At 68.5% G+C, this 14,142-nt stretch carries 9 protein-coding genes; 2 read left to right on the plus strand and 7 right to left on the minus strand.

Annotated elements, in window-relative coordinates; translation table 11 throughout:
- Positions 1 to 23: 23 nt before the first annotated feature.
- From GM1_RS11045 to GM1_RS11065, 5 genes are read right to left on the minus strand one after another with little or no spacing between them, the layout of a single operon-like run.
- A complete protein-coding gene (locus GM1_RS11045) occupies positions 24 to 578 on the minus strand; it encodes a hypothetical protein (protein WP_008378832.1) in 555 nt (184 codons plus the stop codon).
- Positions 575 to 1,309: an SIR2 family NAD-dependent protein deacylase gene (locus tag GM1_RS11050; RefSeq protein ID WP_008378834.1), complete on the minus strand. Its 735-nt coding sequence runs from the start codon at positions 1,307 to 1,309 to the stop codon at positions 575 to 577. Before GM1_RS11050 ends, GM1_RS11045 begins: the two co-directional genes overlap by 4 nt.
- Positions 1,306 to 1,737: an HIT family protein gene (locus tag GM1_RS11055; protein WP_008378835.1), complete on the minus strand. Its 432-nt coding sequence runs from the start codon at positions 1,735 to 1,737 to the stop codon at positions 1,306 to 1,308. Before GM1_RS11055 ends, GM1_RS11050 begins: the two co-directional genes overlap by 4 nt.
- A 59-nt stretch (positions 1,738 to 1,796) precedes the next feature.
- A complete protein-coding gene (locus GM1_RS11060; protein WP_008378837.1) occupies positions 1,797 to 2,186 on the minus strand; it encodes a DUF4189 domain-containing protein in 390 nt (129 codons plus the stop codon).
- Between the two features lie 44 nt (positions 2,187 to 2,230).
- Positions 2,231 to 3,031, minus strand: coding sequence for an LppX_LprAFG lipoprotein (locus GM1_RS11065; RefSeq protein ID WP_008378839.1), 801 nt, complete (start codon positions 3,029 to 3,031; stop codon positions 2,231 to 2,233).
- Between the two features lie 298 nt (positions 3,032 to 3,329).
- On the opposite strand from GM1_RS11065, the gene GM1_RS11070 reads away from it, so the two are divergent.
- Both GM1_RS11070 and acpS read left to right on the plus strand, forming a co-directional pair.
- Complete coding sequence (locus GM1_RS11070) at positions 3,330 to 12,548, plus strand: type I polyketide synthase (protein WP_008378841.1); 9,219 nt, start codon at positions 3,330 to 3,332, stop codon at positions 12,546 to 12,548.
- Between the two features lie 16 nt (positions 12,549 to 12,564).
- Positions 12,565 to 12,957 carry a holo-ACP synthase AcpS gene (gene acpS, locus GM1_RS11075; protein WP_008378843.1) on the plus strand — a complete coding sequence of 131 codons (393 nt, stop codon included), beginning with the start codon at positions 12,565 to 12,567 and terminating at the stop codon, positions 12,955 to 12,957.
- Between the two features lie 4 nt (positions 12,958 to 12,961).
- Here the strand turns inward: acpS and GM1_RS11080 are convergent, their stop codons facing one another.
- Positions 12,962 to 13,576 (minus strand): TetR/AcrR family transcriptional regulator, encoded by a 615-nt coding sequence (locus GM1_RS11080; RefSeq protein ID WP_008378844.1) that lies wholly within the window; start codon positions 13,574 to 13,576, stop codon positions 12,962 to 12,964.
- Positions 13,577 to 13,590: 14 nt separating this feature from the next.
- On the minus strand, positions 13,591 to 14,064 hold the full coding sequence (gene bcp, locus GM1_RS11085; RefSeq protein ID WP_008378846.1) for a thioredoxin-dependent thiol peroxidase: 474 nt from the start codon (positions 14,062 to 14,064) through the stop codon (positions 13,591 to 13,593).
- Positions 14,065 to 14,142: the final 78 nt, after the last annotated feature.

The following is a 14,142-nucleotide window of genomic DNA, read 5'->3' on the forward strand; positions in this document are numbered from 1 at the left end:
TGAGTTCACCACCCGGGTCACGCTCAGACGAGCATCAACCGTTGACGGACGCTGAGCCACCTGGCTTCGGCGATCTGTTGATGATCGGTGAGCGCCCGCCAGAAGTCGGCGAGGTCCGCAGTCGGAGACTCCTCGCAGGCGAGCGACATCCGAGCCAGGAGCGTCGGGTATCCGCGCCGGTACCAATGGTCGATGAGCGCGACTGCGAGATGCGCGACGTCGGCGCCTCCCGGAAGCGGCCCCGCACCCGACGGCGCGGCGATGTCGAGAAGCACACTTCGCAGGCTCGCCTTCTCTTTCGGATCGGCGATGCTCTCGGTGAGAAGCGTCGGGGTCACCGGCAGTCCGGCGTCCGTGCGGGCCACCACGGCGGCGAAGACGGCGGTGTGAACCGGACGAAGGAAGAGCTCGGTGTCGACGGGGAGCACGTCCCGCGACGAGGGGTCGCGATCGTCCCGTCCGCCGACCAGCGCGTGCACGGCGGCGAGCGACACTGCCGCCGGAGCCCAGACGAGTGAGGTGAGGAACTCCAGTTCCAGGCGGATGGTGTCGTCGAGATCGGCCGATGTGTCGGTCATCCGATCACCCGCGGAAGCGTCTCGGCTGCAGATCCGGCGAGACGGATGGTCGCCAACCGCGTGAGCTCTGACGGCTCCGGGTTCACCTCGATGATGGGGACTCCCTCGACATGTGCTCGTTCGGGAAGACTCGCGGCAGGTTGAACGACTCCGCTCGTCCCGATCACGATCATCAGGTCGCAGGCGGCGACCGCATCCGATGCCGCAGCCCAGGCGTCGCGAGGAAGCAGTTCGCCGAACCAGACGACGCCGGGCCGCAGGGAGTCGCAGCACAGCGGGCACATCGGCCGGGGTGTGATGAGCGCTGTATCCGCGCTCTCGGGACGCCGACAGGATTCGCAGCGGGGCGCGAACAGGCTGCCGTGGAGGTGACTCGCGACCGTGCTGCCTGCACGTTCATGGAGATCGTCGACGTTCTGCGTGATCACCCTGACCGCACGACCGTCGATGCGTGCGGCGACGGCCAACTGCGCGAGCGCGATGTGTCCGTCATTCGGGTCGACACGGCGGACGTCGTTCGCACGCTGCGCGTACCAGTCCCACACGAGGTCTCGGTCGGCCGTCCAGCCCTCCGGCGAGGCGAGGGTCATCGGGTCGTGGTTCTCCCACATCCCGACGAGGGCGTCGCGGAACGTCGGGATGCCGCTCTCGGCCGACATGCCCGCACCGGTGAAGACGACAGTCCGCTCGGCATGCGCGATGAGCTCGGCGGCCCGTTCGGTGTCCGTCACGTGCGGTCTCCGATCAGGGATCGGAGGTGCGCTGCGGTCGTCGCGAGATCGCCTGCGCGGCGAGTGACGAGCCCCGTGGCGAACGAGAGTTTGTCGCCGACCCGCCGTGGCACGACGTGCAGGTGAGTGTGGAACACGGTCTGCATCGCGGCGCGGCCGTCATTGACTGCGAGGTTGACGCCGTGCGCGCCGAACTCGAGGGTCTTCATGGCGTCGGCGATCCGTTGAGCCGCCGCGAACAGGGGAGTGCCGAGTGCTGGATCGAGGTCGGACAGGCCGGACGAGTGTTTCCGCGGAATCACGAGCGTGTGGCCGCGGGTGACAGGAGCTCGGTCGAGGAACGCGACGACGTGCTCGTCGGAGTAGACGAGGTGTGCGGGTCCGCGTCCGGCGACGATGTCGCAGAACACGCAGGGAACGGTCGACATGGAACAAAACTAACGGCCCGGGCGCGCTTGTGCGCTCCCGGGCCGTCGGCCGGCGGAGATCAGCTGTGCCCGGAGGTGCAGACCCAGTCGTAGATGTAGCCGCCCTCGGAGTAGTAGCGGGCGTACGACTGGGCTGTGTACAGGTGGTTCGCCGTGCCGTAGCCCCAGTAGTTCGTGCCCTTGGCGATGGCACCGCAGCCGTTGACGAACTGAGTCACGACCTTGCAGTCGGAGTACGAGCAGTAGCTCAACGCGACGTTTGCGGCGTCACGGGAGTTGTCGTAGTCCCATGAGCGACCGGTCTGCCCGGTGCTCGGCGAGAGCGCGATCGCGCCGTAGTAGCTGTAGGCGTGCGCCGGAGCGGGGTCGACGATGGACGGGACGGTGAGCGCGGAGCCGACTCCGACGGCGATCAGTCCCGCGGTGACGAGACGCTTGCGGATGTTCATGGTGTTTCTCCTGTGGAAGAGAGGAAGGAAGGGGGACGAGAGGGTCAGCTGCCGGTCTTCTCACGCGGGGTCTCGCCCGACGTTGTCGACTTCGGCTTCGCGGTGGGCGCCTCGACGTTCTTCGGCTTGGTCACGTCGACCTTCTGGCCCCACTTGCTGATGTCGACGGTCAGTGTGGCGTCCTTGGCGGGGGAGACGACGACCCTGGCGACGTTGTTCTTGCCGTCGTTGGTGACGAAGACGGTGGCGTCGTAGGTCGCTTCGGCGAGCTCACCGGTGGACGGTGTCGATGCGAGACCTGCGAGGTCCTTGCCGCTGACGGTGCCGGTGATCTTGGTGGTCTCGACGCCGTTGACGGTCTCGGTGCCTGCCTTGTTGGCGCCCTGGAGTGCACGAAGGATGGCGGGGACGCCGTTCTTCGAGTCGAGGATCTTCGAGACGTCGTAGATGGATCGGCCGTCGCCGTAGTCCTGGTAGCCCTTGTCGGCGACGTCGGCGTACAGCTTGCCGTCGATGTAGACGAACGGAGCCTCGGTTGTGCGGTTGCCCATGTTCAGGGTGGTCCGTCCCTTGCCCTTGAGCTCGGGCTTGGTCTCGACGTCGGCCTCGACTTTGGTGGCGTTCAGGCTCTGCAACTTGCCGTCGATGGACAGCACGATGTGTGCACCGGTCAGGGCCTCGGTCGCGGTGGCCGCGGCGTCGAGGGTGGATTTCGCGGCCGAATCGGAGGCTGCGGTCGTCGAGCTGCTGCCGCTGTCGTCGCTGCTGGAGCACCCGGTCAGGATGACCGACGCTGCGACGACTCCTGCGAACGCTCCGGCGACGAGTCGGTATGAACGGTTCATGGATGGTGCTCCTCCCCGCGCGATCGCACCCGGTGTGCGATTCACTGCGAATTTTCTGGCTCGAAATCTAGTACGTATCGGCGTGAAGTGGGGGATACACGTCGTTTCTGCGGATGACGCGGCGCGTCCGTCGGCGCGTGTGACCACAGTCACTGGACTTTCCGGCGGCGCAGGTCCGAGTGGTTACCGACGGGTCTACCAGTGGGTATACCTCCCGGTCACCATGAAACATGAGGGATCCCTCATGTTTCTGTGGCACTATTGCCGAGTTCCCCCACACAGGCCGACAGGAGTATCCGTGACCCTCGACCAGTTCCGTACCGGCGATCGAGCAACCTCAACCGACGACGGTTCGACGAGTCTGATCGACCGCTTCGCGGCCGGCGAGAGCTATGCGATCAGCTTCGGCGGACAGGGTGGGCCGTGGTTGCCGACCCTCGCCGAGCTCGTCGCCGACGCCGACCTCGGCCGACGGATCTCCGCGATCGTCGACTCCGCCACGCGTTCCCTCGAGCCCGTCGCCGATCGTCTGGCCGCCGCAGGCGGCGATCGTTTCGCGCCTGCCGACTGGATCGCCGCCATCGACGAGGACCGCGACGTGCCGACAGACGCCGAGCTCGCGGCCGCTGAGCTGTCGGTCCCGGGCATCCTCCTCGCTCAGATCGCGGCCATCGCCAACCTGTCGAAGCAGGGTCTGGACCCGAGCAGGCTCCCGGCGAGCGCGGTCATCGGCCACTCGCAGGGGCTCCTCGCCGTCGAGGCCATCACCACCGCCGAGCATCCCCGCGAAGCCGACGACGCCGCGCTGCTCGCCATCGCTCAGCTCATGGGCGCAGCGGCGACCGTCACCGCCCGCCGCCTCGGGCTGCTCGGCTCCGCAGATCAGACCACCGAGGGCACCTCGCCGATGGTCGCGGTCAACGGCGTCCCGCCGCGCGAGATCGACGCGATGCTCGACGAATACCGCGCGTCGCTGCCCGCCGGGACCTCGGGACTGCCGACCGTCGCCATCGTCAACAACCGACGATCGATCGTCCTCTCGGGGTCACCGCGTCATCTGACCGGATTCCAGGCGCTGTGCGCGCGTCGCGCAACCGCCGAAGCCGCAGACCGCAAGGCCAAGCTGACCGGCGGAAAGCCGTTCGCACCGACCTTCGAGGAACTGGCCGTCACCGTGCCGTTCCACCATCCCGATCTCGCGCCCGCCGTCGACCTCGTCGTCGAATGGGCAGGCCTCTCCGGGCTCGACCCGCAGTTCGCGGGCCGTCTCGCGACCCGCATTCTCGTGGACCCCGTCGACTGGGTGGACCAGATCGGCGACGCCGTCGCCTCGGGTGCATCGTGGATCATCGACTTCGGCCCGGCCGATCTCGGCGCTCGACTGGCCGCCCCGCTGGTCCGTGGACAGGGCGTCGGCGTCATCGCCGCCGCCACCCGTCGTGGCCAGCGCAGTCTCTTCGTTCCGGGCAGCGCCCCCGCCGTCGCGCGGCCGTGGTCGGCCTTCTCGCCGCGCCTCGTGTCGCTGCCGACAGGCCGCACCGTCGTCGACACAGCTTTCACTCGACTCACCGGCCGATCGCCGATGCTCCTCGCGGGCATGACCCCGACCACCGTCGACCCGGCGATCGTCGCGGCGGCCGCCAATGCGGGCCACTGGGCCGAGCTCGCAGGCGGCGGACAGGTGACCGAGGAGATCTTCGCGTCCAACGTCGCCAAGCTCACCGATCTGCTCGACGAGAACCGCCAGGTGCAGTTCAACTCGCTGTTCCTCGACCCCTACCTGTGGAAGCTGCAGCTCGGCGGCAAGCGCCTCGTGCAGAAGGCTCGCGCCCAGGGGGCTCCGTTCGACGGTGTCATCATCACCGCGGGCATCCCCGAGCTCGACGAGGCGGTGGATCTCGTCGGCGAACTGAACGACGCGGGTCTGCACTACGTCGCCTTCAAGCCGGGCACCGTCGACCAGATCCGCGCCGTCATCCGCATCGCGATCGCGGTTCCGCAGTTCCCGGTCATCGTTCAGATCGAAGGCGGACGCGCAGGCGGCCATCACTCGTGGGAAGATCTCGACGACCTGCTCCTCGCCACCTACGGCGAGCTCCGCGACCGACCGAACGTCGTCGTCTGCGTCGGCGGAGGCATCGGAACCCCCGAACGCGCGTCGGAGTACCTGACCGGCGAATGGTCCGCGCGGTACGACTACCCGTCGATGCCGCTGGACGGCATCCTGATCGGCACGGCCGCGATGGCGACGCTGGAGGCCACCACCTCACCCGAGGTGAAGCAGCTGCTCGTCGACACCGAGGGCTGCGACACCTGGATCGGCGCGGGCCACAGTGAGGCCGGCATGGCTTCGGGCCGCAGCCAGCTCGGCGCGGACATCCACGAGATCGACAATTCAGCGTCACGCTGCGGTCGCCTCCTCGACGAGGTGGCGGGCGATGCCGACGCCGTGGCCGAGCGACGCGACGAGATCATCGCCGCGATGGAGCGCACCGCCAAGCCGTACTTCGGCGACGTCAGCACCATGACCTACCTCGAGTGGCTCACCCGCTTCGCCGAGCTCGCAGTGGGCGCCGACGGCGAGTACGCATGGGCCGACATCACGTGGGAGCAGCGTTTCGTCGACATGCTCCGGCGCACCGAGGCCCGGATGCACCACCTCGACACAGGCGAGTTCGAGTCGCTGTTCGGCGTCCGGGTGGACGACGCGCACGGTGCGATCGCTCGCCTGGCCGAGACCTTTCCCGCTGTCGAGGCCGACATCCTGCATCCCGCGGATGTGGCGTTCTTCCTGGAGCAGTGCCGCACGCCCGGCAAGCCCGTCAACTTCGTCCCCGTCATCGACAAGGACGTCCGCCGCTGGTGGCGTTCGGACTCCCTCTGGCAGGCGCACGACGCCCGCTACTCCGCAGACGAGGTCTGCATCATCCCGGGCACTGTCGCGGTGTCCGGCATCACCCAGGTCGACGAGCCGGTCGGCGACCTGCTGAATCGATTCGAAGCCCAGGTCGTCGCCGATCTGCGCACCTCCGGTGAGCAGGCGCAGGTCGTCGCCGCGCGTCGTCGGCGGGGCATCGTCAGCGAGTCCGGGCCGCTCAGCATTCTGATCGAAGCCGAAGACGTGCTCTGGGCAGGTCGCCAGGTCCGCAATCCCATCGCTCTCCTCGGCGACCGCGAGGCATGGACCGTGTACGACGGCGAGTACGCCGAGCACTCCACGGGCGCGATGATCGCTTACGTCCCGGACGCGGAGACCGCGGACGACGAGATCCGTCTCGACCTGGTGATCCCGGTGTCCGGCTCGATCCTGCGCATCCCGTTCACCGGCGACCTCAAGGTGGTCGACGGCGGCAGCCCCCGCGTCACCACCGCGGGCGCAGCCGATGCCATGCGCGACCTGCTCACCGTCGCCGCAGGCGGCGATCTGCTCACTCTCACCGACGGCGCTACCTCCGGCACCGTCGCGTGGCGCGCCGATTCGGTCGCCGATCACAGCGGCGCGACGTCGTCGGGTCTTCCGACTCGATTCGGCGCGACCACGCCGTCGTCGCCCAACGGTTTCGCGGTGCCCGACGCGCTCGTCGTGGCTTGCTGGCCGACGGTGTTCAGCGTGATCGGCGGAGTCTCGACCGATGACGGCCGACCAGTGGTCGAAGGGCTGCTCGACCTGGTCCACCTGGATCACGCCATCACCCTGGAGACCGCGCTCCCGACAGTCGACACAGACCTGACCGTCGCAGCGCGCTGCGTCGGCGTCAGCGACGCCGACGTGGGACGCGTCGTCGAGGTCGAGGTGACCGTCACCGACGGCGACACCCCGATCGCCCAGCTCGTCGAGCGCTTCGCGATCCGCGGCCGCACCGGCGACGCGAGCCTGGCCGACCCGGCCCGGGCCGGCGGCGCACTGAGCGACGAGCGGACCGGCACCCGTAAGCACCTGCGATCGGTGACGGTCAACGCACCGTCCCGCATGCACGGCTTCGCCGTCGTCTCGGGCGACCGCAACCCCATCCACACCGATCCGCTCGCGGCCCGCCTGGCCGGACTCGGCGACCCGATCGTCCACGGCATGTGGCTCTCGGCGCTCGCCCAGCAGGTCGTGACCGCCTCCGACTCCGGTCAGCCGACCCCCGCACCGCGCGCTCTGCTCGGTTGGACCGCGCGCTACCTGGGCATGGTCCGTCTCGGCGACGCCGTGGACGTCCGTGTCGACCGTGTCGGAATCGACTCCGGTCGCGAAGTCATCGAGGTGACCGCCAAGGTCGACGGTGAGCTCGTGATGGCGGCCACCGGACTGCTCGCCGCGCCGCGGACCGTCTACGCGTTCCCCGGCCAGGGCATCCAGAGCAAGGGCATGGGCCTGGAAGCTCGGTCACGCAGTGCTGCCGCCCGCGACATCTGGGACCGCGCCGACAAGCACACCCGCGAGACGCTCGGCTTCTCCATCCTCGCGGTGGTTCGCGACAACCCGACAACACTCGTCGCCAACGGCGAACGATACTTCCACCCGGACGGGGTGCTGTTCCTGACGCAGTTCACGCAGGTCGCGATGGCCACACTCGGCGTCGCGCAGATCGCTGAACTGCGAGAAGCGGGCGCATACGTCGAAGACTCGATCACCTGTGGCCACTCGGTCGGCGAGTACAACGCACTCGCCGCCTGCGCCGGTGTGCTGCCGCTCGAAGCGGTCCTCGAAGTCGTGTTCCAGCGCGGCAGCGCCATGCATCACCTGGTTCCCCGCGACGCGAAGGGCCGAAGCGACTACCGTCTCGCAGCGATCCGACCGAGCCAGTTCGGTCTGGCCGACGCCGACGTCGAGGCGTTCGTCTCCGGAATCGGCGCCGACGCAGATGAGTTCCTGCAGGTGGTCAACCTCAACCTGCTCGGGTCCCAGTACGCGATCGCCGGCACCGTCCGCGGGCTCGAACTGCTCGAAACCGAGATCGACCGGCGTCGCGCCGAGTTCGGCGGCAAGCGGGCGTTCATCCTCGTCCCCGGCATCGACGTGCCGTTCCACTCGACGGTTCTGCGTGCCGGTGTGCCGGAGTTCCGCGGGAAGCTCGACGAACTCCTGCCGGAGGTCATCGACCCCGACATCCTCGTCGGCAACTACATCCCGAACCTCGTCCCGCGCCTGTTCAACCTGGGCCGCGACTTCGTCCAGGAGATCGCCGATCTGGTTCCGTCCGAGCCGCTCGACGCAGTTCTCGCCGACTGGGAGTCGTGGGAGGCCCGTCCGGCCGAACTCGCCCGGGTCATCCTCATCGAGCTCCTGGCGTGGCAGTTCGCCAGTCCGGTCCGGTGGATCGAGACGCAAGACCTGCTGTTCTCGACCGTCGAACAGGGCGGACTCGGGATCGATCGCTTCGTCGAGGTCGGCGTCAAGTCGGCCCCGACACTGACCGGGCTCGCCCGCAACACCCTCAAGCTGCCGCCGTATGGCGCAGCGGTCACCGAAGTCCTCAACGCGCAGACCGATGAACAGCTCCTGCGTGCCGAGGACAGTGCCCCAGAACCGGTCGAGGACCCTGAGGAAGGTGAAACGGCGCCGGCCGAGGCGGCCGTCGAAGCCGCACCAGTCGCCGCCGCCGCACCAGTCGCTGCAGCCGCCGGTCCGCGCCCGGACGACATCACGTTCGGTCCCGCCGACGCGGTCCGCGCAGTCATCTCGCTCTGGACCAAGATGACACCGTCGCAGATCGGCTCCGCGGACACGATCGAGTCCCTGTGCGACGGTGTGTCGTCCCGACGCAACCAGTTGCTGCTCGACATCGGCGGCGAGCTCGGCCTCGGCGCCATCGACGGTGCCGCAGAGGCGGAGATGCACGCTCTCGCTGCAACAGTCGAGACGATGGCCCGCGGGTACAAGCCGCTCGGCGACGTCCTCACCGACGCCGTCGGCGATCAGATCCGCAAGGTGGCCGGACCCGTCAACAAGCGTCAGAACTACATCGTCGACCGTGTGACCGACACGTGGCAACTCGGTGGTGGATGGGCGCAGCACACGCTCGTCGCGGTCGCGCTCGGATCGCGCGACGGCGCCAGTGTCCGCGGCGGCGATCTCGGCGACCTGCTCGAGAGCGCCGTCACCACGGTGAACGATCTCGACAACCTCGTCGACCGGGCGGTCCGCTCGGTCGGTGCGGCCCGCGGCATCAGTGTGGAACTGCCCGCGGCGGGCGGAGCAGCGGGAGGTGCAGTCGACTCGGCTGCACTCGACGCACTCGCCGAGCACATGGGCGGCAAGGACGGAGTCCTTGCGGCCACGGCAAACACGATCCTCGCGAAGCTCGGCCTCACCTCGACGGCGTCGACCGAGGAGATCCTCGACGACCCGAACGCCGTCGCCGCACAGCGGATCAGCGACGAGCTCGGCGCGGACTGGGTCCGCACCGTCACTCCGTCGTTCGACGAGCAGCGCGCCGTCCTCCTGGACGACCGTTGGGCCAGCGCTCGTGAAGACCTCGCACGCTTGTGGCTGCTCGACGAGACCACGATCGATGCCGACCACGATCGCATCGTCGCCCGGCTGGCGGGCAGCGGCGAGACCGTCGCCGAGCACGCCACCTGGTGGCAGGGCAAAGCACTGCACAGGGGCTTCCGTGTGCACGCCCGTCTGTTCGCCGCGATCGCCGAGGCGGCGCAGTCGACGCAGGCAGGAGCCTTCGCGGACGACGTCGCCGTCGTGACCGGTGCATCGCCCGACTCGATCGCCGCGTCGGTCGTCGGAGAGCTCTTGAGCGGGGGAGCGACGGTCGTCGCGACCACCTCGCGATTGAGCAGCGAACGCCTCGGGTTCTACAAGGAGCTCTACCGAGACCACGCGAGCCACTGCGCCGCGCTCTGGGTGGTGCCGGCGAACCTCGCGTCGTACGTCGACGTGGACGCCGTCGTCGAGTGGATCGGCACCGAGCAGACCGAGAACCTCGGCGCCACTACGGGTGTCATCAAGCGGGCCATGACGCCGACCCTGCTGTTCCCGTTCGCAGCACCTCGGGTCGCGGGCGACCTCACCGACGCTGGTGGTCGTGCCGAGATGGAGATGAAGGTCCTCCTGTGGTCCGTGGAACGGATGATCGCTGGTCTCGGCGCCATCGGTGCAGATCACGACCTCGACTCGCGCCTGCACGTGGTCCTGCCGGGCTCGCCCAATCGTGGCATGTTCGGCGGTGACGGTGCGTACGGCGAGTCGAAGGCGGCGCTCGACGCGCTCGTCACCCGCTGGGGCGCCGAGGAGTCGTGGGGATCGCGCACCACGATCGCGCACGCCCTCATCGGGTGGGTTCGCGGGACCGGCCTCATGGGCGGCAACGACGGCATGGTCGCCGCAGTGGAGGCGGCGGGTGTCCGCACGTGGAGCACCGAGGAGATGGCAGGCGAGCTCGTGTCGCTGTGCACCGCCGACAAGCGCGCACAGGCCCGGGTGGAGCCGATCGTCGCCGATCTGACCGCCGGGCTCGATCCGAACATCGATCTGAAGGCATTGGCGAAGGCCGCTGCGGCCGACACCGTCGACGAGCCCGAGACGGACGTCGACGAGCCGGTCAACCCGCTGGTCGCGGCACTCCCGTTCCCGGCACGCGCCGACCTCCCGACCGCTCATGAGTGGCCGGAGATCACGGCCCGCCCTGAGGACATGGTTGTCATCGTCGGCGCGGGTGAGGTGGGACCCTACGGTTCGTCGCGTACCCGATTCGAGATGGAGGTCGACGAGAAGCTGTCGGCCGCAGGCGTTCTCGAACTCGCATGGAACACCGGTCTCGTCACCTGGGAGGAGACCCCGAAGCCGGGCTGGTACGACGTCGAGTCGGGCGATCCGGTCGCCGAGGCCGACATCGCCGACCGCTACCACGACGAGGTCGTCGCTCGATGCGGCATCCGCCGCTACGTCGACGAGGGCGCGATGGTCGACAACTCGTCGCCGCTGCTCGAGTCGGTGTTCCTCGACGAGGACCTCACGTTCACCGTTCCGAACGAGGCCGCCGCTCGTGCGTTCGCGTCGGCTGACCCGGAGCGCACGCGCATCGTGGCCACCGAGTCCGGCGACTGGAGCGTGACCCGCCTGGCGGGCACCGAGATCCGCGTCCCGCGTCGCTTCGAACTCTCGCGCACCGTCGGCGGCCAGATCCCGACAGGCTTCGACCCGGTCCGCTGGGGCGTCTCGCCCGACATGGCGGAGTCGGTCGACCGCGTCGCCCTGTGGAACCTCGTCGCGACCGTCGACGCGTTCATCACTGCGGGCCTCACCCCGTCGGAACTGATGCGGTGGGTCCACCCCGGTCTGGTCGCCAACACCCAGGGCACCGGCATGGGTGGCATGACGTCGATGCGTTCGCTGTACGTCGACACGCTGCTCGGCGAGTCGAAGGCGAACGACATCCTGCAGGAAGCGCTGCCCAATGTGGTCGCCGCGCACGTCGTGCAGTCGTACATCGGCAGCTACGGCGCCATGATTCACCCGGTCGCCGCGTGCGCCACCGCGGCCGTCTCGGTCGAGGAGGGCGCAGACAAGATCCGCCTCGGCAAGGCGCTGTTCGCAGTGGCGGGCGGCTTCGACGACGTCGGCATCGAAGGCATCGTCGGCTTCGGCGACATGTCGGCGACCGCCGATTCGGCGGCGATGAAGGCCAAGGGCATCGACGAACGTCGCTACTCGCGAGCCAACGACCGTCGACGCAGCGGATTCGTCGAGTCGGCGGGCGGCGGAACCGTCCTTCTGGCTCGCGGCGACGTCGCAGCCCAGCTCGGGCTTCCGGTCCTCGGTGTGGTGGCATGGGCGCAGAGCTTCGGCGACGGCGTTCACACGTCGATCCCGGCTCCGGGCCTCGGCGCACTCGGTGCGGCTCGTGGACAGAAACTGTCCCCGTTGGCCACATCCCTCGCCTCGCTCGGTGTGAGCCCCGACGATGTCGCAGTCGTGTCCAAGCACGACACGTCGACCCGGGCCAACGACCCGAACGAGTCGGAACTGCATGAGCGTCTCGCCGGTGCGATCGGCCGTGGCGACGGAGCTCCGCTGTTCGTCGTGTCGCAGAAGTCGCTGACCGGTCACGCCAAGGGCGGCGCGGCGGCATTCCAGCTGATCGGCCTGTGCCAGGTGCTCCGCGAGGGCGTGGTCCCGCCGAACCGCAGTCTCGACTGCGTCGACGAGAAGATGGCCGAGTACCCGCACCTGGTGTGGCCGCGGGAGACCCTGCGGATGGGAGAGCGTTTCCCGCTCAAGGCCGGCCTGCTGACCAGCCTCGGCTTCGGGCACGTCTCCGGTCTCATCGCCGTGGTCCATCCCGAGGCGTTCGTCTCGTCGCTCGACGAGAACGCGCGCGCGGACTACCGACGCGCGGCCGCAGCTCGACTGCGTGACGGACAGCAGCGTCTGCTCTCGGCCATGTGCGGCGGTGAACCCGCCTACCAGCGGCCGGCGGACCGTCGTCTCGGCGACGGCGACGAGCACACCGCTGAGGCGTCGCTCCTGCTGAACCCGGAGGTCCGTCTCGACGCAGAGGGCTCGTACGCATGACCACACCGGATGCACGATGAGCATCGTCGGAGTCGGCATCGACATGGTGTCGGTGACTGAGTTCGCCGAGCAGCTCAAGCAGCCCGGCTCGACGTTCGCCCGCCGGTTCTCGGTAGGCGAACGTCGGGATTCGGCCGACCGGACCGGTGCCGACGACCGTCACCTCGCGGCGCGCTGGGCGGCGCGTGAAGCCGTGATCAAGGCGTGGTCGTCGAGCCGGTTCGGTCTGGCGCCGGTGCTGCCCGAGACGGCGGTGAACGAGGTGGAGGTGCAGTCGGACGCCCACGGCCGTCCGCGCATCCGTCTGCACGGCGACCTGGCCGAGCAGATCGGACACCTGCGGATCCACGTGTCGTTGACGCACGACGGCGACATGGCCGCAGCGGTCGCGATCCTCGAGGAAGCCTGACGCTTCAGCGGCTGACGGCGTCCTCAAGGAGCAGGTAGCCGGCGAGCATCCGCTTGAGCTCGCCGACGACCTTCTGATGATCGTGCGGCTCCTGCACCGAGAAGCTCAGCAGCGAGTACGACGCGTGGACCAGCACCTCGGCCATCATCTGACGTCGTTGTCTCTCCGACGTCGGGGTTAGCGGCGCGAGGATCCGCGCGACCTGCTCGGCCAGGATCTTCTCGGTGATCGACGCGGTCGCTCGCGTCGCAGGCGTCGACTGGACGGCCAGCCACACCGCGCGCCTCGACGGGTCCGTGCGCCACAGTTCCGCGAGGTGATCGAGGAACTTCTCCAACAGCTCAGGCCATTTGAGGGACGGGATCTCGGCGGCGAACGCCGACAGCTCGTTGCTGACGGCGGTCGTGTCCTGCCGGTCGAGTTCGCACACCACGACGTACTTGTTGGCGAAGTACTGGTAGATGGTGCCGATCGGCAGGTCGGCGCGCTGGGCGATCTGTTCACACGTCAACGATTCGAATCCGACGTCGATGAGCACCTCGCGCGCGGACGACAGGATGGAGTCGAACGTGCGCCGACTGCGCTCTTGGGTCGGACGCTTGCGGGGAACGAGTTCCACTGGGAGCGGTGCCGCTAGACTGAGAGGTCGCGGCGCAACTTGGCGACGTGGCCGGTGGCGCGCACGTTGTACTGGGCTGCTTCGATCACACCGTTCTCATCGACGAGGAATGTCGACCGGATGACGCCCTGCACGACCTTCCCGTACAGCTTCTTCTCGCCGAACGCGCCCCACGCCGTCAGTACTTCTTTCTCGGGGTCGCTGAGCAGCGGGAACGTCAGCTCGTCGCGTTCGACGAACTTGGCGAGCTTGGCGGGCTTGTCGGGGGAGATGCCGACGACGTCGATGCCCTGACCGGTGAGTTCGGCGAGACTGTCGCGGAAGTCGCACGCCTGCTTGGTGCAGCCGGGTGTCATGGCGGCGGGGTAGAAGTAGACGATCACCTTGCGGCCCTCGTAGTCCGCGAGTGACACGGGCTTCTCAGTGGAGTCGAGCAGGGTGAATTCCGGGGCCTTGTCACCAACGGTGAGGCGTGCGTTCTCCGACATACCGCCAGGCTATCCGATCGCCCGACCTGATCGGCCGCCATGCGCCACAGCCCTTATAGGCTGGTCTGCACAAGTAGG

It is taken from the genome of Gordonia malaquae NBRC 108250 (assembly GCF_000344135.1).
Taxonomy (GTDB): Bacteria; Actinomycetota; Actinomycetes; order Mycobacteriales; family Mycobacteriaceae; genus Gordonia; species Gordonia malaquae.

Bases quoted from the DNA above. Each gene is read 5' to 3' on its own strand.
- GM1_RS11065 (WP_008378839.1), bottom strand. From the start codon at position 3,031: ATGAACCGTTCATACCGACTCGTCGCCGGAGCGTTCGCAGGAGTCGTC.
- GM1_RS11055 (WP_008378835.1), bottom strand. From the start codon at position 1,737: ATGTCGACCGTTCCCTGCGTGTTCTGCGACATCGTCGCCGGACGCGGA.
- GM1_RS11060 (WP_008378837.1), bottom strand. From the start codon at position 2,186: ATGAACATCCGCAAGCGTCTCGTCACCGCGGGACTGATCGCCGTCGGA.
- acpS (WP_008378843.1), top strand. From the start codon at position 12,565: ATGAGCATCGTCGGAGTCGGCATCGACATGGTGTCGGTGACTGAGTTC.
- GM1_RS11045 (WP_008378832.1), bottom strand. From the start codon at position 578: ATGACCGACACATCGGCCGATCTCGACGACACCATCCGCCTGGAACTG.
- bcp (WP_008378846.1), bottom strand. From the start codon at position 14,064: ATGTCGGAGAACGCACGCCTCACCGTTGGTGACAAGGCCCCGGAATTC.